This window comes from Mongoliimonas terrestris (assembly GCF_001927285.1).
In the GTDB taxonomy this organism is placed as follows: Bacteria; Pseudomonadota; Alphaproteobacteria; order Rhizobiales; family Pleomorphomonadaceae; genus Chthonobacter; species Chthonobacter terrestris.
In genome coordinates this window covers 227576-247845 of the sequence record NZ_MSIG01000003.1, presented here as the reverse complement: position 1 = coordinate 247845, position 20270 = coordinate 227576, and the positions used below count along the sequence as shown (strand labels likewise).

At 69.1% G+C, this 20270-nt stretch carries 14 protein-coding genes and 1 pseudogene; 4 read left to right on the top strand and 11 right to left on the bottom strand.

All coding sequences use genetic code 11. The features are described from left to right. Positions 1 to 70 precede the first annotated feature (70 nt). Together BUQ68_RS05720 and BUQ68_RS05715 are read right to left on the bottom strand one after the other, a co-directional pair. Positions 71 to 1324, bottom strand: coding sequence for a sarcosine oxidase subunit beta family protein (locus tag BUQ68_RS05720; RefSeq protein ID WP_075214977.1), 1254 nt, complete (start codon positions 1322 to 1324; stop codon positions 71 to 73). Between the two features lie 174 nt (positions 1325 to 1498). Further along, entirely contained in the window at positions 1499 to 2227 is a 729-nt protein-coding gene (locus BUQ68_RS05715; protein ID WP_139315155.1) for a TetR/AcrR family transcriptional regulator, read from the bottom strand. A 307-nt stretch (positions 2228 to 2534) separates the two neighbouring features. Between BUQ68_RS05715 and BUQ68_RS05710 the strand changes: the two are divergent. The 3 genes and pseudogenes from BUQ68_RS05710 to BUQ68_RS23575 all read left to right on the top strand — a co-directional run. Continuing rightward, positions 2535 to 3701 (top strand): annotated as a pseudogene (locus BUQ68_RS05710) (efflux RND transporter periplasmic adaptor subunit); the annotation flags it as partial. A 248-nt stretch (positions 3702 to 3949) separates the two neighbouring features. Then, positions 3950 to 7081: an efflux RND transporter permease subunit gene (locus BUQ68_RS05705; RefSeq protein ID WP_083656315.1), complete on the top strand. Its 3132-nt coding sequence runs from the start codon at positions 3950 to 3952 to the stop codon at positions 7079 to 7081. Positions 7082 to 7260: 179 nt separating this feature from the next. Further along, positions 7261 to 9210: a GSCFA domain-containing protein gene (locus BUQ68_RS23575; RefSeq protein WP_175577739.1), complete on the top strand. Its 1950-nt coding sequence runs from the start codon at positions 7261 to 7263 to the stop codon at positions 9208 to 9210. A gap of 40 nt (positions 9211 to 9250) precedes the next feature. Here BUQ68_RS23575 and BUQ68_RS05695 read toward each other — a convergent pair whose 3' ends face one another. The 5 genes from BUQ68_RS05695 to BUQ68_RS05675 all read right to left on the bottom strand — a co-directional run bounded on the left by BUQ68_RS05695 (position 9251) and on the right by BUQ68_RS05675 (position 15439). Continuing rightward, entirely contained in the window at positions 9251 to 9625 is a 375-nt protein-coding gene (locus BUQ68_RS05695; protein WP_075214975.1) for a hypothetical protein, read from the bottom strand. 413 nt (positions 9626 to 10038) lie between these two features. Further along, complete coding sequence (locus BUQ68_RS05690; RefSeq protein ID WP_075214974.1) at positions 10039 to 11175, bottom strand: osmoprotectant NAGGN system M42 family peptidase; 1137 nt, start codon at positions 11173 to 11175, stop codon at positions 10039 to 10041. 40 nt (positions 11176 to 11215) lie between these two features. Next, positions 11216 to 13003, bottom strand: a complete 1788-nt coding sequence (gene ngg / locus BUQ68_RS05685; RefSeq protein WP_083656314.1) for an N-acetylglutaminylglutamine synthetase — start codon at positions 13001 to 13003, stop codon at positions 11216 to 11218. Between the two features lie 51 nt (positions 13004 to 13054). Next, entirely contained in the window at positions 13055 to 14830 is a 1776-nt protein-coding gene (locus BUQ68_RS05680; protein ID WP_075214973.1) for an N-acetylglutaminylglutamine amidotransferase, read from the bottom strand. Positions 14831 to 14944: 114 nt separating this feature from the next. After that, on the bottom strand, positions 14945 to 15439 hold the full coding sequence (locus tag BUQ68_RS05675) for a response regulator (protein ID WP_210215587.1): 495 nt from the start codon (positions 15437 to 15439) through the stop codon (positions 14945 to 14947). Between the two features lie 341 nt (positions 15440 to 15780). On the opposite strand from BUQ68_RS05675, the gene hemA reads away from it, so the two are divergent. After that, entirely contained in the window at positions 15781 to 17061 is a 1281-nt protein-coding gene (gene hemA / locus BUQ68_RS05670; RefSeq protein ID WP_075214971.1) for a 5-aminolevulinate synthase, read from the top strand. Positions 17062 to 17124: 63 nt separating this feature from the next. Here the strand turns inward: hemA and BUQ68_RS05665 are convergent, their stop codons facing one another. The 4 genes from BUQ68_RS05665 to BUQ68_RS05650 all read right to left on the bottom strand — a co-directional run bounded on the left by BUQ68_RS05665 (position 17125) and on the right by BUQ68_RS05650 (position 20248). After that, the gene (locus tag BUQ68_RS05665; protein ID WP_075214970.1) at positions 17125 to 17421 is read right to left on the bottom strand and encodes a type II toxin-antitoxin system RelE/ParE family toxin; all 297 of its coding nucleotides are present in this window, start codon (positions 17419 to 17421) and stop codon (positions 17125 to 17127) included. Next, positions 17418 to 17672 carry a type II toxin-antitoxin system ParD family antitoxin gene (locus tag BUQ68_RS05660; RefSeq protein WP_075214969.1) on the bottom strand — a complete coding sequence of 85 codons (255 nt, stop codon included), beginning with the start codon at positions 17670 to 17672 and terminating at the stop codon, positions 17418 to 17420. Before BUQ68_RS05660 ends, BUQ68_RS05665 begins: the two co-directional genes overlap by 4 nt. 132 nt (positions 17673 to 17804) lie before the next feature. Continuing rightward, positions 17805 to 17948, bottom strand: a complete 144-nt coding sequence (gene ccoS, locus BUQ68_RS05655) for a cbb3-type cytochrome oxidase assembly protein CcoS (protein WP_075214968.1) — start codon at positions 17946 to 17948, stop codon at positions 17805 to 17807. Continuing rightward, on the bottom strand, positions 17945 to 20248 hold the full coding sequence (locus BUQ68_RS05650) for a heavy metal translocating P-type ATPase (RefSeq protein ID WP_075214967.1): 2304 nt from the start codon (positions 20246 to 20248) through the stop codon (positions 17945 to 17947). Before BUQ68_RS05650 ends, ccoS begins: the two co-directional genes overlap by 4 nt. Positions 20249 to 20270 lie beyond the last annotated feature (22 nt).

Sequence of the window (20270 nt, the reverse complement as noted above, 5' to 3'; positions counted from 1 at the left end):
CTCTCCCCTTGTGGGAGAGGGTTGGGGAGAGGGGGGAACCGCCGCGTTGAATGTCACCATCCCCTCCCCCTCAATGCGCCACCGCCGCCGCGGCCGCCTCGTCGATGAGGGTGCCGTCGCGGAAGCGGTCGAGGGTGAACGGGGCGTTGATGCGGTGGGGCTCGCCGGTGGCGATGGTGTGGGCGAACACGTTGCCGGAGCCGGGGGTCGCCTTGAAGCCGCCGGTGCCCCAGCCGCAGTTGACGAAGAGGCCGGGCACCGCCGTCTTCGACAGGATGGGCGAGCGGTCCGGCGTCACGTCGACGATGCCGCCCCAGTTGCGCAGCATGCGCATGCGCCGGAACATGGGGAAGAGCTCGCAGATGGCGTCGAGCGTGTGCTCGGTGATGTGGAGCGCGCCGCGCTGGGAATAGCTGGTGTAGGCGTCGGTGCCGGCGCCGATGACGAGCTCGCCCTTGTCGGACTGGGAGATGTAGGCGTGGATGGTGTTGGACATCACCACGCAGGTGAAGGTGGGCTTCACCGGCTCCGACACCAACGCCTGCAGCGGATAGGATTCCAGCGGCATGCGCACGTCGGCCATGGACATGACCACGGACGTGTGGCCGGCGGCGACCACGCCGACCTTGCGGGTCTTCACCGTGCCCTTGGTGGTCTCCACCGCCTCGATGGCGCCGGTGGCGTCGCGGCGGATGGCGGTGACCTCGCAGTTCTGGATGATGTCGACGCCCATGGCGTCGGCCGCCCGGGCATAGCCCCAGGCGACGGCGTCGTGGCGCGCGGTTCCGCCGCGCCGCTGCAGGGCGCCGCCCATGATCGGATAGCGGATGTTGTCGGAAATGTTCAGCTCGGGGCAGAAGGCCTTGCAGGCCTCCGGGTCCAGCCATTCGTTGTCGACGCCGTTCAGCCGGTTGGCGTGGATGTGGCGCTTGGCGGATTGCACGTCGTGCACCGTGTGGGCGAGCATCATCACGCCGCGCGCCGAGTACATGACGTTGTAGTTGAGCGCCTGGGAGAGGTCGTCCCAGAGCTTCACCGCGTGGTCGTAGAGGGCGGCGCTCTCGTCGAAGAGATAGTTGGAACGGATGATGGTGGTGTTGCGGCCGGTGTTGCCGCCACCGATCCAGCCCTTCTCCAGCACCGCCACGTTGGTGATGCCGTGCTCCTTGGCCAGATAATAGGCCGTGGCGAGCCCGTGCCCGCCGCCGCCGATGATCACCACGTCGTAGGCCGGCTTCAGCGCCGGCTGGCGCCAGAGAGGCTCCCAGCTCTGGTGACCGCCGAAGGCTCTGCGCAGGAGCTGGAGGGCCGAATAGGTCTGCATGGCGGGACCACCGTCGCTGTCGGATACGTGCGGTGGATCATTCGCCCGAAAGCCGGGAAACCGAAAGCAGGGAGACGGCGGCAGGGTTGAACGTTTGCGACAGGGATGTCGGGTCGGTGCGGCCGACGCCGCTGCCGGCGCGTCCGCGCCATCCGGGCGCCGCCTGAAACGGCCCTATTCGGCGTCCCTCCAAGCCTCGCCGGTCCCCGCCGGAACGCAGGCGCCGAGGAGGTCCTCCAGCCGCTGCAGCACCGCCGCGCGCTCGTCGCCGGTCAGCGGGTTGGTTTCGAACAGGTCGGCGGTCTTCATGCCCTCCACCGCCAGGAAGGCGATCAGCGAGAGGCACGGGTCGCCGGCGGTCCGGAACCGGTCCGCCAGCGCGCGGTTGCGGGCGCGGAGCGGATCGAGAAGGTCCGGGTTCTCGGCGATGGCGGCGAGGAAGCCGGACGGCGGCCGGGCCTTGCAGGTGAGATCGGCGGCGGCCGCGGCCACGAAGGCGCAGGCTGCCCGGTTCGGCGCATCGCCGAGGGCGGCCTCCGCGTCGGCGCGGCGGATGTCCAGTTCGATGATGTGGCTGGCGACAAGGGCCTTCAGGAGATCGGTCTTGGTGGGGAAATTGTAGAGCAGACCGCCCTTGGAGATGCCGGCGCGCTCCGCGACCGCCTCCAGCGACAGGTGGGACGCACCGACTTCGCCGATGAGATCCACCGCCGCCGCCACGATGCGATCGCGCGAGGACGGCCGCCCGCGGCCCTTCGCCGGTGCCGGGGCCGTGGCGACATCCTCCGCGGTCGTCGCCGCGCCGGCCGAAGCCCGCGCACGCGCCTTGCCGCGCGTCCGGGTGTCGCCGCCCGCCAGGGAGTCGACGGAACCGGCCGCCTGAGCGTCAGCGGAAAGGTCCACCACAGCGTCAGCGGGAGCGCCCGCTTGAGCGTCAGCGGAACCGGTGACGGCGCCCGCACGTTTCTGTTCACCGCGAATTGAAGCCAACAGGGTTTCCTAAACTGATTTTGCTTATGCAATCTGCAGGAACGCAGATTGACAGAACCGTCCGGACGGTACAGTTATTACCCCACAAGCGCAAGCCCCGGCCGGACCTCCCCCAAGGTCCCGTCCGGCGGCGGCGCGCTTCCATTGTCGTCCTCGGGGTTTGTCGTCCCGAAGGATTCCTCCGGCCGCGCGCCGTCACGGGCGCGTACGGGACATACGCATGATCAAACGTTTCATCATCGCCATCGTGCTGCTCGCCATCGTCAGCGGCGGCATCGTCGGCTTCAATATGTTTCGCGCCCAGATGATCGGCGACTTCTTCGCCAATATGCCGCAGCAGACCATCACGGTTTCGACCATGACGGTGGAGCCGGTCCGCTGGGAGCCGGGCATCGAGGCCGTCGGCACGGTCGTCGCCCGCAACGGCGTCGACGTGGCCAGCCAGACGAGCGGCGTCGTGGACGAGATCCTCTTCGGCGCCAACGATCGGGTGGAAGCCGGCCAGGTGCTGGTGCGCATCCAGTCGGACGTGGAACAGGCCGAGCTGATCGCCGCCCGCGCCGCCGTGAACCGCGACCAGCAGAGCCTGGACCGGGCGCGCGCGCTCGCCAACCGGGGCGTCAACTCGACCGCCACGCTCGAAGAGGCGCAGGCCCAGCTCGACACCTCCCGCTCCACGCTGGAGCGGCTTCAGGCCGTCCTCAACCAGAAGGACATCAAGGCGCCGTTCGCCGGCACCATGGGCATCCCGCGCATCGACATCGGCGAGTACATCTCCGCCGGCTCGGTGATCGCGACCCTCCAGGACCTCGACACCATGAAGGTGGACTTCACGGTGCCGGAGCAGCAGCTGCCGTCCATCTCCATCGGCCAGCCGGCGGTGTTCGGCCTCACCCAGGCCAACCTCAACTATGCCGGCGAGATCACCGGCATCGACCCGAAGATCGACCCGGCGTCGCGGCTCGTCTCCGTGCAGGCGCAGGTGGACAATTCCGACGGGCGGCTGCGGCCGGGCCAGTTCATCAACGTGCGCGTCCAGCTGCCGGCCGAAGACAACGTCATCGCCCTGCCCCAGTCGGCGGTGGTGATCTCGCTCTACGGCTCCTACGTCTACGTGGTGCGCGAGGAGGCCCCGAAGCCGGCGGCCGAGGCGAGCGGTGCGGCTGGCGCGGCTGATGCCGGTGCGACCGGCGCCGCGAATGCCAACGAGGCGGCCGGTGAGGCCAAGCCCGTCGCCCGCCAGGTGTTCGTCACCACCGGCCGGCGCAACGGCGGCCAGATCGAGGTGACCAGCGGCGTGGAGCCGGGCCTCCAGGTAATCACCGCCGGCCAGAACCGCCTTTCGAGCGGCAGCCCGGTGGTCGTCGACAACACCATCGACCCGTCCAAGCCCGGCCAGACCCAGGTGACGGCGCCCGGCGCGGAGCCGGCGGCGACCGATCCGGCCGCGACCGGCACCGAAGCCTCGGCCGCCGGCACGGCCGGCCCGGGCAGCGGCGCGCCCGGCACCGCCAACGGGGCGGCCTCCGGCACGCCCGGTTCGGAGGGCACCGGCGGCGCTTCGGCCGCCGGGACTGCCACCGGCCAGACCGGTACGGGCAGCACGTCCGCCGCCGGCAGCGGGAGCTAAGCGCCATGAACTTCTCGGAAATCTTCATCCGTCGGCCGGTGCTGTCGATCGTCCTCAGCCTGTTGATCCTGCTTGTCGGGATCCAGGGCATCCTCAACATGTCCATCCGGCAGTATCCGGAGGTGGAAGAGACGGTGATCACCGTCACCACCATCTATCCGGGCGCCTCGCCGGACCTCATGCAGGGCTTCATCACGACGCCGGTCGCCAAGTCGGTGTCGTCGGCGGAAGGCGTCGACTACGTCACGTCGTCGAGCCGGCAGGGCCAGTCCACCGTGTCGGTGCACATGCGCCTCAACACCAATCCGGACGCCGCCCTCACGGAAGTCACCGCGAAGGTTCAGCAGGTGCGCGGCACCTTGCCGACCGAGGCGGAGGATCCGGTGATCGTCAAGGGCACCGGGCAGCAGTTCGCGCTCATGTACCTGGCCATCCAGTCGGAGAACATGAACGCCCGCGAGATCACCGAATTCATCAACCGGGTGATCCAGCCGCGCCTTTCCACGGTGGAGGGCGTCGCCGACGCCCAGATCCTCGGCGGCCAGGAGTTCGCCATGCGGGTCTGGATCGACCCGGTGCGGCTCGCCTCCCGCGAGGTGACGGCCAACGAGGTGCTGGCCGCCATCCAGGCGTCCAACTTCCTGTCGGCCCCCGGCAAGACCAAGAACGAGTACGTCGCCTACCAGATCGAGACCGAGACGACGCTGCAGTCGCCGGAGGCGTTCGGCGCCCTGCCGATCCGCTCCAACGGCGACGAGGTGGTGCGCCTGCGCGATGTCGCCACGGTGGAGCTCGGCGCCGAGAATTCGGAAGTCTACGTCCGCTTCAACGGCCTGCAGGGCGTCTTCATCGGCGTCTTCCCAACCCCGTCGGCAAATCCGCTCGACACCGCCGCCGCGGTGGCGGCCGAACTGCCGGCGATCCAGGAGACGCTGCCGCAGGGCACCAACATCTCGCTCGTCTACGACAGCACCGAAGCCATCTCGGCCTCGATCGAGGAGGTGTTCAAGACCATCGCCGAGGCGGTGCTCATCGTCATCGGCGTGATCCTGCTCTTCCTCGGGTCGTTCCGCTCGGTGGTGATCCCCATCGTCACCATCCCGCTGTCGCTGATCGGCGTCTGCTTCCTCCTCTACGGCCTCGACTATTCGCTGAACACGCTGACGCTGCTCGCCATGGTGCTGGCCATCGGCCTTGTGGTGGATGACGCCATCGTGGTGGTGGAGAACATCCACCGGCACATCGAGGAGGGCATGAAGCCCCTCTCCGCCGCCATCACCGGCATGCGGGAGATCTTCGGCCCGGTGGTCGCCATGACCATCACGCTGGCGGCGGTCTACGCGCCGATCGGCTTCACCCAGGGCCTCACCGGCTCGCTCTTCCGCGAGTTCGCCTTCACGCTCGCCGGCGCGGTGATCATCTCCGGCTTCGTGGCGGTGACCCTCTCGCCGATGATGTCGGCGCGGCTCCTGAAGCACGGCAACGCCTCCTGGTTCCAGCGCACGGTGGACCGCACCTTCGACCGGCTCGCCAACTGGTACGGCCGCCGGCTGGACGGCTCCCTCCTCTACCGGCCGGTGACTCTCCTGGTGGTCGCCGTCCTTCTCGGCACGTCGGTCTTCCTCTTCCTCAACACGTCGTCCGAACTGGCGCCGGAGGAGGATTCGGGGGCCGTGTTCAGCCTCGTGACCGGGCCGCAGTACGCGACCGCCGAGTACACCGCCATGTACGCCCGGCAGATCGACGATCTCGCCAAGAACGTGCCCGAGCTGGAGGCCCGCTTCCAGATCGTCGGCGGCGACAGCGCCAACTCCGGCTTCGCCGGCTTCGTGATGAAGCCGTGGGGCGAGCGCGAGCGCAGCCAGCAGGAGATCCAGCAGGAGCTCCAGGGCATCGTCAACACGTCGGCCGGCCTGCAGGCCTTCGTGTTCGCCCTGCCGTCCCTGCCGGGCTCCGGCGGCGGCCTGCCGGTGCAGGTGGTGCTGCAGTCGACCAACGAGGCCGAGCGCGTCTACGAACTCGCCGAGGAGATCAAGAACCGGGCGACGGAGAGCGGCCTCTTCATCGTGGTGCAGAACTCCCTGTCGTTCGAGACACCCACCGTGCGCCTCGTGATCGACCGGGACCGCGCCGCCGCCCTCGGCGTCACGGTGTCGGAGATCGGCTCCACGCTGAACATCCTGGTCGGCGAGGGGTCCGTGTCGAAGTTCGACCGGGACGCGAGGGCCTACGACATCATCCCGCAGGTGCCGCAGCAGTATCGGCTCAACCCGGAAAGCCTCGGCGACTTCTTCGTCCGCAGCCAGTCGGGTTCCATGGTGCCGCTGTCGGCGGTGGTGCGCATCTCCACGGAGGCGTCGGCGCCGGCGATCGAGCAGTTCAACCAGCTGAACTCCTCGACCCTGTCGGCCCTGCCGCGGCCGGGCGTCACCACCGGTGCGGCGCTCCAGGAGATCCAGCGGATCGCCACGGAGGTGATGCCGGACGGCTACTTCCTGGAGTACGCCGGCCAGTCGCGCCTGGAGGTGGAGGCGGGCAACACCCTGCTCGTCGCCTTCGGCCTTGCGGTGCTGATCATCTACCTGGTGCTCGCCGCCCAGTTCGAGAGCTTCCGCGACCCCTTCATCATCCTGATGTCGGTGCCGCTGTCGGTGTTCGGCGCCATGGTGCCGCTCAACCTCGGGCTCGGGACGCTGAACATCTACACCCAGGTGGGTCTCATCACCCTTGTCGGGCTGATCACCAAGCACGGCATCCTGATGGTGGAGTTCGCCAACCAGCTCCGCGAGGAACGCGGCTACACCCGCCGCGAAGCCATCGTGGAATCGGCCCGGGTGCGCCTGCGGCCCATCCTGATGACCACCGCCGCCATGGTGCTCGGCGTCGTCCCGCTGATCCTCGCCGACGGTGCCGGTGCTGCCGCCCGCTACTCCATCGGCCTCGTCATCGCCACCGGCATGTCGGTCGGAACGCTGTTCACCCTCTTCGTGGTGCCGATGTTCTACACCTACATCTCCGAGAGCGACGAGCGCCATGCCGCCAAGGAGGCCCGCAAGGCCGCCGCGGAGGGCCGCGTGGACGACGGCCACGCCCCCGAGGGCCACGGCACCCACGGCCAGCCCATGCCGGCCGAGTGACCGCCGGCAGGACCTGATCGACATCAGACGCAAGCGGCGCGGGAGAAATCCCGCGCCGTATCCGTTGCGCGGGTCTCACGGCTTGCTGGAAAGCGATCAGGAATTTAGATCTATGAACGTATTCGGCATTCGATCCGGCAGCGAGCCCGCGGCCCGGCGAAAGCGCCGCGAGGATGGACATGTCGAGGATCTACGTCATCGGTAACTGCCAGGCGGGTGTCCTTGCCGACGTGGTCCGCATCATGCGTCCGGAGGCGACGGTGGAGGCGATCGCCGGGTCGAAGAGTTTCAACCTGCTCGCCGAGATCGCCCGTCCCGGGCCGGACGACATGTTCTTCCTCCAAGGCAGGAAGTCGAACTACGAACGCTTCCTGATGGACAACCTCGACGGGTTCGCCGCCTTCCCCAACAAGGTACGCTACCCGAAGCTCTTCTTCACGGCCTTCCACCCGGACTTCGTCTTCGCCAACGCGGGCGAGGTGCGCGTCGCCTCCGCCATCGGCGGCATCACGTCGGCCATCGCCCTGTTCGCCTGGCAGAACGGCTTCACGGTCGACCAGACGGTGAAGCTGTTCCGGGGCGAGACCTACGACGCCCTCGGCTATTTCGACCACTGGGACCCGTCCGCGGAGCACCTTCTGGCGTCCGCCGCGACGCTCGGCCTTTCGCTGGAGGACGAGATCCGCCAGTGGCGCGCGACCGGCTGCTTCCTGCACTGCCCGAACCATCCCAAGCCCATCGTCATGGCCGGCATGGCGCGCCAGATGTTCAAAACGCTCGGCTGGACGCCGGCCGTCGCCTATCCGGAGTATGTCGCCCAGGATCACCTGGTGAAGAACCTGGTCTGGCCGCTCTATCCGGAGATCGGTGAGCGGTTCGGCCTGCCGGGCCACATGATCTTCAAGATGCCGGACGGCAAGGTGACGAAGGAGAACCGGGGCCTCCTGCCCCTGGATACCTTCATCGAGAAGAGCTTCGCCCTGATGGAGCCGCTGCACGACCGGGCGATCCAGTGCGACCGGTTGGGCGATCCGCGCCTTCGCGTTCTCCTGAAGATGCGCGACGGCGGCGGCAAGCCTCCGGCTGGCGACAACCCCTACCGGGGCATCAAGGACCACCAACGCTGGAAGACGGCCGTCGCCAATCCGCCGGCGGATGCGGTCGATCCGGTCGTGCGGACCGGCTTCACGCTCGGTCGTGACACCCGGGTGGCGACGGCGGGCAGTTGCTTCGCCCAGCACATCGCCCGGGCCCTCAAGGGCAGCGGCTACAGCTATTTCAACGCCGAGCGCAGCGACGGCCTCGCCGAGGCGGAGGCGCTCGCGCGCAATTTCGGCATCTTCTCGGCGCGCTACGGCAACATCTACACCGCCCGGCAGCTCGTGCAGCTGTTCGACCGCTCGGAAGGCACCTTCGTGCCCGCCGAGCCGGCTTGGCTGCGCCGCGACGGCCGTTATGTGGATCCCTTCCGCCCGCAGGTGGAGCCGGACGGCTTTGCCACCGAGGCGGACGTCGCGGCCGCGCGCGACCGGCATCTGGCGATCGTCCGCCGCCTCTGGCGGGAGCTGGAGGTGTTCGTGTTCACGCTGGGTCTCACCGAGGCCTGGTGCTCGACGGTGGACGGGGCGGTGTTTCCCCTGGCGCCCGGCGTCGCCGGCGGCGCGTTCGATCCGGCTGTCCATGCCTTCCACAACTTCACCGCCGCGGAAGTGGAGGCGGACCTGCTGGTCTTCGTGGCGAAGCTGTGGACGGTCAATCCGGCGGCGAGGATCATCCTCACCGTGTCACCGGTGCCGCTGATCGCCACCTACGAGGACCGGCACGCCCTCACTTCCACGACCTACAGCAAGGCCGTGCTGCGGGTCGCCGCCGATGCGGTGGCCGCGCGGGAGCCGGGCGTCGATTATTTTCCGTCCTACGAGATCGTGACCGGCGCCCACGCGCGCGGCGCCTATTTCGAGAGCGACCTGCGCTCGGTCACCGACGCGGGCGTCGACCACGTGATGCGGACCTTCCTGCGGCACTACGGGGAAGCACCGGACCTCTCGGGCATCCGGCGCGAACAGGCGCAGAACCAGGACATCGTGTGCGACGAGGAGATGATCGAGCAGTCGCTCTTCGCACGCTGAAGGCCGAGTGGTCGCTCGACCGCCAGTGGGCGTCGGTTCGTCAGAGCGCGGCGAAGTCCGCCTTGGCGAGAGCGGCTTCGGTGAGGCGGGCACCAAGGGGGCGGACGCTGCCGGCGCCGGTGCCGCAGGCGATCGAATGGCCGGCGGTGACCTCCGCGGTCTCGGCCGCGCCGAGCGTCACGTCGACGATGTCGGTGACCCCGGGACGGGCCTCGCCGATCACCATCATGACCGCACAGAGCCCCGCCGACGCGAAGGCGACGTCCGCCACCCCGTCCGGCAGGACGGCGGCCGGGATCGGCTGGGCGGCCGGCGGCAGGAAGGACGTGCCGCCGATGGACGCGATGCCGGCGGCGGTCGAAAAGACGAAAATTCCGGCAGCCGCAAGGGCCGCCACACGCGGTGCGACGATCATGGCTCAGGTTCCGGGGGTTGGCACCCGGCTCCGCTCAAAGGCGTTGAAAACGAACGGCGATGGAAACGGCTGGACGTAAGAACAGGCTACGAAGAATGTCTTGCTCGATGCTTATCATCATCTCACAAACATGCGGCTTTGCCAGCCACCAAAAGGATGACTGGTTAACTTGGCGGTTCAAGTAAATGACAGATGAGCGCGGATCCGACCGTGCTGTCTCGGTGGATGCGACGGGATGGCGCGCACACCGAAAGGTAAAGCGAGCGCCCTGCCCCGGGACAGGCGGGTGAACGCACCGCCAACGCCGAAGGGTGGCTGCATTCCTGGCCGACCGAAGGCCGTCCACGGCGAGAGCAGCGCCAGCCAGACAGCGCGCGACAGCTGCCCACGCTCCCGAAGGAACGCCGTACAGCCTAGATGCGCACCGTGGCGTCGGCTTCGTCGGTCGGCTGCGAGGTGAAGCCGCGGGCGCCGCCGATGGGTTCGGCGTCGCGAGGGATCTCGACCGGGCTCGACACGTAGGCGGTGATGAGTTCGGCCACGGAGCGGAGCGCGTGCATGTGCGTGCGCTCCCAGCCGTGCGAGGCGTCGACCCCGAAGGTGATCAGCGCCGTGCGGACGTCCGCGCCCGCCTCCACCGCCGAGGCACTGTCGGAGCGGTAGTAGCGGAACACGTCCGTCTGGTGGCGGATGTCCTCCTCCACGCAGAGCCGGATCAGCTTGCGGGTCAGGTGGTAGTCGAACGGGCCGGTCTGGTCGGCGACCGCCACCGTGACGCCGAACTCCTCGGAGGACTGGCCGGGTGCCACCGTGCCGTTGTCGATCGCCACCAGCGAGGCGATGTCGTGGGTGAGCACCGACGAGCCGCCGACGCCCACCTCCTCGGAAATGGAGAAGAGGAAGAAGGTATCGACCGCCGGGGCCACCCCGCCGGTCTTCAGGGCCAGCATGGCGGCCAACATCGCCGCTACACCGGCCTTGTCGTCCAGATGTCGCGACGCGATGTAGCCGTTCGGCACGAACTCCGGCTGCGGGTCGATGGCCACGAAGTCGCCGACCGCGATGCCGAGCCGCTTCAGGTCGCCCGGGCCGCGGCAGAGCGCGTCCACCCGCAGTTCCACGTGCGACCAGCCGACCGGCGCCGTGTCCACCGCTTCGTTGAAGGTGTGGCCCGACGCCTTCAGCGGCAGGATGGTGCCCCGGTAGCTGCCCTTGTCGGTGAAGAGCGTGGTGCGGGCGCCTTCGGCGAACCGGGCCGACCAGTGGCCGATCGGAACCAGCTCCAGCCGCCCGTTCTCCTTCAGCTGCTTCACCTGCGCGCCGAGCGTGTCCACGTGGCCGATTACGGCGCGCGCGCCCCGATGGGTCTCGCCCTTCAGGGTCGCCCGGATGGCGCCCCGGCGGGTGACCTCCACCGGATAGCCGAGGGTCTCGATCTCGGCGGAAACCCAGCGGACCACCTGGTCGGTGTAGCCGCTGGGGCTCGGGATGGCGAGGAGGTCGGCGAGGCGGTCGCGGAGGTAACCGGTGTCGATGGCGAGGCGCGGCATTGGAGGGTGGTCGTCCAGGCGAGGGAAACGGGGCGGCGTATCAGCCGTTGCGGGCACGCTGCTGCACATTGCGCACCGGCGCCGGCACGGTCTGCGGGAAGAGAAGGTCGACGAAGCGCTCCGCCGTCGGCTGCGGCTCGTGGTTGGCCAGCCCCGGCCGCTCGTTCGCCTCCACGAAGGCATAGAAGGGCTTGTCCGGCGCCTCCACCAGGAAGTCGATGCCGGCGACCGGGATCGGGATCGCCCGCGCGGCCTTCACCGCCGCCTCCACCAGCACCGGGTGCACGATGTCGGTGACGTCGTGGATGGTGCCGCCGGTGTGGAGGTTCGCGGTCCGGCGGACCACCACCTCGCGGCCCTCCGGCAGGACGTCGTCGAGGCCGAAGCCGGCCTTCTCCACGCAGCGCCCGGTCTCGCCGTCGAGCGGGATGTGCGATTCGCCCCCGGTGGCTGCCGCGCGGCGGCGGCTCTGCGCCTCGATCAGCGCCCGCACGGTCGACTTGCCGTCGCCGATCACGCGGGGCGGGCGGCGAAGGGCGGCGGCCACCACCTTGTAGTCGATCACCACCAGGCGAAGATCCTCGCCGGTCACGCATTCCTCGATGAGCACCCGGTCGCAGACGGTGCGGGCGACCCGCACCGCCTCCTCCAGCTGGTCCGGCGTCTCCACGCCGACCGCGATGCCGCGGCCCTGCTCGCCGCGGGCGGGCTTGACCACCACGCTGCCGACCCGGTCGAGGAAGGCGGCACGCTCGGCCGGGTCGTCGGTTTCGGTCTGGGCGGGCACATGAAGCCCGGCCCGCTCCATCACCCGGCGGGTGACGGCCTTGTCGTCGCAGATCGACATGGCGACCGCCGAGGTGAGCTCCGACAGGCTCTCGCGGCAGTGGATCGACCGGCCGCCGTAGTGCAGGCGGAAGAAGCCGCCTTCGGCGTCGGTCACCTCCACGGCGATGCCGCGCCGGCGCGCCTCGTCGATGATGATGCGCGCGTAGGGGTTCAGCGCCGCGTCCGGCATCGGCCCCACATAGAGGCGCTCGTTGAAGGAGTTGCGACGCTTCAGGGTGTAGAGGGGCACCCGGCGGAAGCCGATCTTCTCGTAGAGGGCGATCGCCTCGGCGTTGTTGTGCAGCACCGAGAGATCCATGTAGGCGGCGCCCAGCGCCTTGAACCGGCCGGCGAGATGATGGACGAGCGCGGCGCCAATGCCAGGCACCGTCGCCTGCGGATCCACCGCCAGGCACCAGAGCGACGACCCCGTCTCCCGGTCTCCGAACGCCTGCACGTGGTCGACGCCCATCACGGTCCCGACCACCGCCCCGGAGGCGGCATCCTCGGCGAGAAGCACGCGGACGACCCGGCTCTCCTTGGTGCGCTCGAACCAGTCGGGCGGGATCTGCACCATGCCGCGGGCGGCGTAGATCCGGTTCACCTCGATGGCGTCCTCCCGGTTGGCCACCGGCCGGATGGCGAAGCCGCGGACCGACTTGCGGCTGCCCCGGTAGGTGGGCAGGTCCAGCCGGAAGGTGTGGGACGGATCCAGGAACAGCTCCTGCGGGGCCGCGGCGAGCGCCACGTGGGGGTCGCGGATGTAGAAGGCGATGTCGCGCCGGTCCGGACCCTCCTCCTCCATAGCGGCGGCAAGCACGGCGGGATCGTCGAAGGTCTGGCCGAACAGGAGCCGGCCCCAGCCGCAATCCACCACCGCGTTGTGGCCGGTCTCGCCGCCGCCCTCTCCCTCGCCGATCGGCGGCAGGAAGGACTGGGCGCGCAACCGCCGGAAGCGGTGGGCGACGGCTCCGCGTCCGCGGGAAACGAGGCTGGTCATCGTCTTGGGTCTCCAGGTCGGTCGTCGGCGGCGGCGTGGGATCGCCAGGGCTCAGCCGGCAAGCTGCGTCTGCAGCCAGAGTTCCAGGGTGGCGACCTGCCAGAGGGAGGAGCCGCCGAGCGGCGTGATGGCGCTTTTCGGGTCGGCGAGGAGGGCGTCCACCGCGCCTTTGCGGAAGAGGCCCCGCTCGCGCGCCGCGCGGGAGTGGAGCGCGTCGCGGACCATCTCCAGCACCGGGCCTTCGATGTATTTCAGCGCCGGCACGGGGAAATAGCCCTTCGGCCGGTCGATGACCTCGCGCGGGATGACCTTGCGGCCGACCGCCTTCAGCACCTTCTTGCCGCCGTCGCCGAGCTTGGCCGAACCCGGGATGCGGGCCGCGAGTTCCACGAGCTCGTGGTCGAGGAAGGGCACGCGGGCCTCCAGCGACGACGCCATGGTCATGTTGTCGACCCGCTTCACCGGGTCGTCGACCAGCATGACCGTGCTGTCGATGTGGAGCGCCTTGTCCACCGGATCAGGGCTGTCCACAGCCGCCATGTGACGAGCGACGAAGGCGGCGGCCTCCGGGTCGGCGAGCATGCCCGGTTCGAGCAGGGCCTCCAGATCCGCGCGGCTCCGGTCGCCGAACACGCCCATGTAGTCGGACGCGACGGCGTTGGAGCCTGCGAGCTTCGGATACCAGTGGTAGCCGGCGAACACCTCGTCCGCCCCCTGCCCGCTCTGCACCACGGTCACGTGCCGGGCGACCTCGCGGGAGAGGAGGAAGAAGCCCACGTTGTCGTAGGAGACCATCGGCTCCGACATGGCGCGGAACACGTCCGGCAGCGCGCCGAGGAGGTCGGACGAGGGCACGAAGATCTTGGTGTGGTCGGTGCCGTAGTGGCGGGCGATGAGGTCCGACCACTTGAACTCGTCGCCCTCGAAATCGTCCACGGTCTCGAAGCCGACGGAGAAGGTCTTCAGGCCCTGCTGGCCCGCTTCGGCGAGGAGGCCGACGATCAGGCTGGAATCGAGCCCGCCGGAGAGGAGCACGCCGACCGGCACATCCGCCACCATGCGCCGGTCCACCGCCTTGCGGAGGGCGGCGAGCACCAGCTCCTCCCACTCCGCTTGCGGACGGCGCACGTCCGCTTCGGTGCGGGCGAAGGAGAGCCGCCAGTAGGTGTGGTCCTCCACCCGGCCGTCGCGCTCGTAGACGCGGACCGTCGCCGGCGGCAGCTTCCGCACGCCCTTCAGCATGGTGTAGGGCGGCGGCACCACCGCATGGAAGGTCATGTAGAACTCGAGCGCCACCGGATCGATGTTCGTGTCCACCTCGCCGGCGGCCACCAGGGCGGGCAGCGTGGAGGCGAAGCGCAGGCGGCCCGGCGTCTCGGCGAGATAGAGCGGCTTGATGCCGAACCGGTCGCGGACGAGCGCGACGCGCCCGGTCTCGCGCTCGTGGATGGCGAAGGCGAACATGCCGTGGAAATGCTTCGGCGCGTCGATGCCCCAGGCTGCCCAGGCCTTCAGGATCACCTCCGTGTCGCCGCCGGTCACGAACCGGTGGCCGAGGCCTTCCAGTTCGGCGCGCAGCTCACGATAGTTGTAGATGCAGCCGTTGAACGCGATGGTGAGGCCGAGTTCGGCGTCCTGCATCGGCTGGGCCGAGCGCTCGCTGAGGTCGATGATGGAGAGCCGCCGATGGCCGAAGGCGACGCGCCCGTGGGCGATGACGCCGGTCCCGTCGGGGCCGCGCTCTACCATGCACGCACCCATGCGCGCGAGAGCCGCGACATCGGCGTCGCGACCGTCGAAGGTCACCTCTCCGGACAATCCACACATTGCGCTTCGCCGTCTCCATGGTTCGGGAACACATGGGACGGAATGCCCGGGCGGCGTGATGGTTCCCACAAAGCTGAAGCTTGATCCGCCGTGAAACGGGCGTTCGCGGCGCCGTCAGGCGGCGTTCGTCTCGCCGGGCTTCACCTGCCAGATGTTCTGGCGGTTGCGGATCTCGCGCGGGGCGGGGCCGAAATAGGTGGGCGTCTTCACGAAGTCGCGCGGCGACAGGATGACGCTCTGGATCCGCTGGTAGAGCGACTTGGCCGAGATCGGCTTGCAGAGAAGCTCGTGGATGCCGAGCCGGCGCGCTTCGATGATGCGGCTGCGCTCGGTGTGGCCGGTCACCATGATGATGGGGATGTAGGCGAACGGGTTCGACGGCGAGCGGATCATGCGCACCATGTCGGCGCCGTCCAGGATGGGCATCACCCAGTCGAGGATGAGGATGTCCGGATTGGCCCGGTCCATGGCCTCCAGGCCCGACGCCCCGTCTTCCGCCTCCACGATGCGGCGCGCGCCGAACCCCTGCAGCATGGTGCGCAGGATGGTTCGCATGTAGGCGCTATCTTCCACGACCAGGAAGGTCAGGGACGACAGATCGAGTTGCACGGGCAACGCTCCTTGACTGGCCTTGAACCCTGCCATCCAATCGTGAACATCGGGTTAGGTCGAAGCGTCCTGCGGCTGCGGCGGATTGCGTCGATGCGCCGAACCGTGACGGATATGACGAGGCTGCTAACCGTTTGGTCATAGGTGGCAGTTGACAGTCGGCTCCTGCGGCCCGTAGACGCGGTTTGGTTGACGCCGATCAAGGCGGGCGTATGTAAAGTCTGGTTCTCTGCGGTTTCCGGCGTGCCAATGGGTCTCGCGCGTCGGCGTTCAAAACGACTTTCGACAGCGGACCGGGGCCTGTATAAGTACGGGCGCGACCGGGGGGTACGGATCGGATCATGGATTACACCACATTCTTCCAAGACGCGGTGCGGGCCCTCAAGGACGAGAAGCGCTACCGCGTCTTCGCCGACCTGGAGCGCATTGCCGGCCGCTTTCCCCACGCCCACTGGCACCACGGCGACGAGACCCGCGACATCGTCGTGTGGTGCTCCAACGATTATCTGGGCATGGGTCAGCACCCGACCGTGATCGGCGCCATGACCGAGACGGCCGCCCGCATGGGCGCCGGCGCCGGCGGCACCCGCAACATCTCCGGCACCAACCACCCGCTGGTGCAGTTGGAAGCCGAGCTTGCCGACCTGCACGGCAAAGAGGCGGCGCTCGTCTTCACCTCCGGCTACGTCTCCAACGAGGCGGCCATCTCCACCATCGCCCGCCTGCTGCCGGACTGCCTGATCCTCTCCGACCAGCTCAACCACGCCTCCATGATCCACGGCGTGCGCTCCTCCGGCGCCGCCAAGCAGGTCTGGCGCCACAACGACCTCGGCCACCTGGAGGATCTCCTCAAGGCAGCGGGTCATGAGCGCGCCAAGCTGATCGTGTTCGAGAGCGTCTATTCGATGGACGGCGACGTGGCGCCGATCGAGCGCATCGCCGACCTCGCCGACAAGTACAACGCCTACACCTATATCGACGAGGTGCACGCGGTCGGCATGTACGGCCCGCGCGGCGCCGGCATCTGCGAGCGCGACGGCGTGATGGACCGCATCGACGTCATCGAGGGCACCCTCGCCAAGGCCTACGGCACCATGGGCGGTTACATCGCCGGTACCTCGGCTCTCGTCGACGCGGTGCGCTCCTACGCGCCCGGCTTCATCTTCACCACCGCCCTGCCGCCCGGCCTCTGCGCCGCCGCCGCCGCCTCCATTCGCCATCTGAAGGCGAGCCAGGCCGAGCGCGAGGCGCACCAGCGCCAGGCCGGCCGCACCAAGGCCGTTCTCGCCGCCGCCGGCCTGCCGGTGATGCCGAGCGAGACCCACATCGTGCCGGTGCTCGTCGGCAATCCGGACCTCTGCAAGCAGGCGTCCGACATCCTTCTGGAAAAGCACGGCATCTACATCCAGCCGATCAACTATCCGACGGTGCCGCGCGGCACCGAGCGGCTGCGCATCACGCCGACGCCCTACCACCACGACGGCCTCGTCGACCATCTGGCCGAAGCCCTGGTGGACGTGTGGCAGACCCTCGGCCTGCCCCTCAACACCCCGCAGACCGTGGCCGACGAGGACGACGGCGTGGTAATCCGCCGCCAGATCTTCCGCGCGGCGGGCGGCTGAGCGCGTCACACGCGTGACCGAGGAAAAGGCGCCCACTGTGGCGCCTTTTTTCGTTGGGACGGTTCATGTAATAACGCCGCGAAGCCTGCGTCGGGCACCGTGAATGACCCGGATTATGTCGACGCCCTTTTGCGTCGGAACATAGTAGATCAGGTATTCGCCAACGGGATGGTACCGCACGCGTCGCCCGAGCCGCGGCTGTTCAGGGCCAATTCGTGGATGAGCCGCGATTATCTGGAAGCACGTGTTGATCTTGTCGACAAATTGGGTCGCAGCGATTGGATCATCGGCTGCGATCCAGTCCCAGATCGCGTCGAGATCGCGGTTCGCACTTCGGCGGACCCTGACGCTGCTGGTCATTCCGCAGCGGATCGACCTTCAAGACGTGCGTGAGCACGTTTCAAAAAAGCCTCCTGATCCCATTCCCCATCATCTTCGCTCGCCTCGCCCTCGGCGATTAGGCGACGAAGTTCGGTCAAGTCCGGATCGGCGTCAGCTAGAGCCCCGAGAGCGGCAGCGACGACCGCTTCCACGGTGGGATGCTGGCCGCTCTCGACAAAATGGCGCGCAATGTCCTCCGAGAGATCATCAAGGGTTACGGTGCGGGCCATCGGCGGCTCCCGTCCAGGTTGGCATTCTCAATGCTAGCGCGGCAGCGGCGCGGCAACAAGGCGACTGCACCAAATGGACACCGGGAAAGTGACGAGCACGCTGGTCGACGCGGCCAGTCCCCTCCTCCTCCCTCACAGATCGTCGTCCTGGATCGCCCGCCAGGCGGCGCCGTCCAGGTCCTCGTACTGGTTGGTGCGCAACGACCAGAGGAAGCCCACGAGGCCGAGGAGGCCGAGGGTGAGGGCGATGGGGACGAGGTAGAGGAGGATGCTCATCGACGGGATCCTTCGGTGAGGGCCGGCGCCGGGCACGCAGCCGGGGCGGCGGGGCGGATCTCCGGCGGCTTGGCGATGCGGCGGAGGCGGAGGGCGTTCAGCGTCACGATCAGCGACGAGCCCGACATGGCGAGCGCGGCGACGAGCGGCGTCACGTGGCCGGCGACGGCGATCGGCACCGCGAACGCGTTGTAGACGACCGCGATCCAGAGGTTCTGCGCCATCAGCGCCCGCGCCGCCCGCGCCACCTCCAGGGCGACCCGGACCGGCGCCAGCCGCTCGCCGAGGAAGACCGCGTCGGCGGCCGCCTGGGCGAGATGGGCGCCGCTCACCGGCGAGAGGGACACATGGGCGGCGGCGAGCGACGGCGCGTCGTTGAGGCCGTCGCCCACCATCAGCACCGTGCGGCCCTCCGCCTTCAGCGCCTCCAGGCGGGCGATCTTCGCCGCCGGGGTCACCTCGGCCAGATAGCGCTCCACGTGGAGCACGCGGGCGACCTCCGCCACAGCCTCCGACCGGTCGCCGGAGAGGATCTCCACGGCGCAGCCGAGCTTGCGGAGTGCCGCAACCGTCAGCACCGCGTCGGCGCGCAGCGTCTGGGCGAGGGCGAACACCACCGGCTCGGCGGTGCCCTCCCGATAGGCGATGAAGGACGCGGTGGGGTTGAGGCTGCGGGCCATCAGGCGGCGGGCCTGGGAGACGGCGCAGAAATCCAGGCTGCCGAGCCGCACGGCGCGCCCGTCGACCTCCGCCTCCACACCCTCGCCCGGGTGCTCGACGACCCGCTCGGCGGGCTTCACCGCGCCGCCGGCCTTGGCGAGCGCACGGGCGAGCGGATGGCGGCTCGCCAGCGCCACGGTGGCGGCCCGGCGGAACACGTCCTTGTCCACCACGTCGGGTCCGACGAGGGTGGGTTCCGGCGTCGTCAGCGTGCCGGTCTTGTCGAACACCACCGTGTCCACCGAGGCGAGCCGCTCGATGGCGTCGCCGGCGTTGAGGAGCACGCCGTTGCGGAAGAGGCGCCCGGCCGCCACCACCTGCACTGCCGGAATGGCGAGCGCGAGGGCGCACGGGCAGGTGATGATGAGCACCGCGATGGCGATCACGAGGCTGTCGTTCCACGGCAGGCCGGCGAGCATCCAGCCGACAAAGGTGAGCGCCGCGGCCGAATGGACGACGGGCGCGTAGAGCCGGGCCGCCCGGTCCGCCAGCCGCAGCCGGGCCGACTTGGCGCTCTCCGCCTCCCCGATCAGCCGCTCGATCTCGGCCACCAGCGTGCCTTCGGCGGCGGCGGTGACGTCCACCACCAGGCTGCCGAAGCCGTTCACCGTGCCGGCGTGCACCATGTCGCCGGGCGTCACCTTGGCGGGCAACGTCTCGCCGGTGACGAGGCTGGTGTCGATCTCCGAGGCACCGGTCTCCACCCGGCCGTCCACCGGCACCTTCTCGCCGGGGCGCACCAGCACCCGGTCGCCCGGGCGGATGCGCGACAGCGGCAGTTCCACGAGGCTGCCGTCCGGCTCGATCCGCACGGCGCTGTCGGCCTTGAGGACGGCGAGCGTCTCCGCCTCGATGGCGGTGCGCCGGCGCATGGCCTCGTCCAGATAGCGGCCGAGCAGCAGGAAGAAGAGCAGCATCAGCGCCGAATCGAAGAAGGCTTCGGTTTGGTGGGTGAGCGTGTTGACGATGGAGAGCGCCATGGCGAGCGTCACCCCGATGGCGATCGGCACGTCCATGTTCACCGCGCGCCGGCGGATCGCCTGGAAGGCGCTGCCGTAGAAGGGCGCGCCCGCGTAGGCGACGCACGGGATGGCGATCAGCGCCGACATGAAATGGAAGAAGTCGCGCGTCTCCGGCGTGATGTCGGTGACGTTGCCCGACCAGACGGAGACCGACATCAGCATCACGTTCATGGCGCCGAAGCCGGCGACGCCGAGGCAGCGCAGGAGCCGCCGGCTCTCGTCGGACGGGCGCGCCAGGCCGGCCGGGTCGAACGGCCGCGCCGGATAGTGGATCGCCTCCATGCGGGCCAGGATGGCGTCCGGGTTCGCCGCGGACGGGTCGTAGATCACCGCCACGCGCCGGTTGGCGAGGTTGACGCGCGCGCCGTGGACGCCCGGCATCCGGATCAGCCCGCGCTCGATGTCGCCCATGCAGGCCGCGCAGGTGATGCCCTCCACGGCGAGCGTCAGCCGGCGCCGGCCGTCCGGCTCGGCGGTGGTGAAGGCCTCCCAGTCGCGGCGCGGGGCGGCGACCGTGGCGGCGGCAGCGAGGACGGGCGGGGTGGCGAGCGTCGACATCGACCTTCGGGCCTTCTCAAGC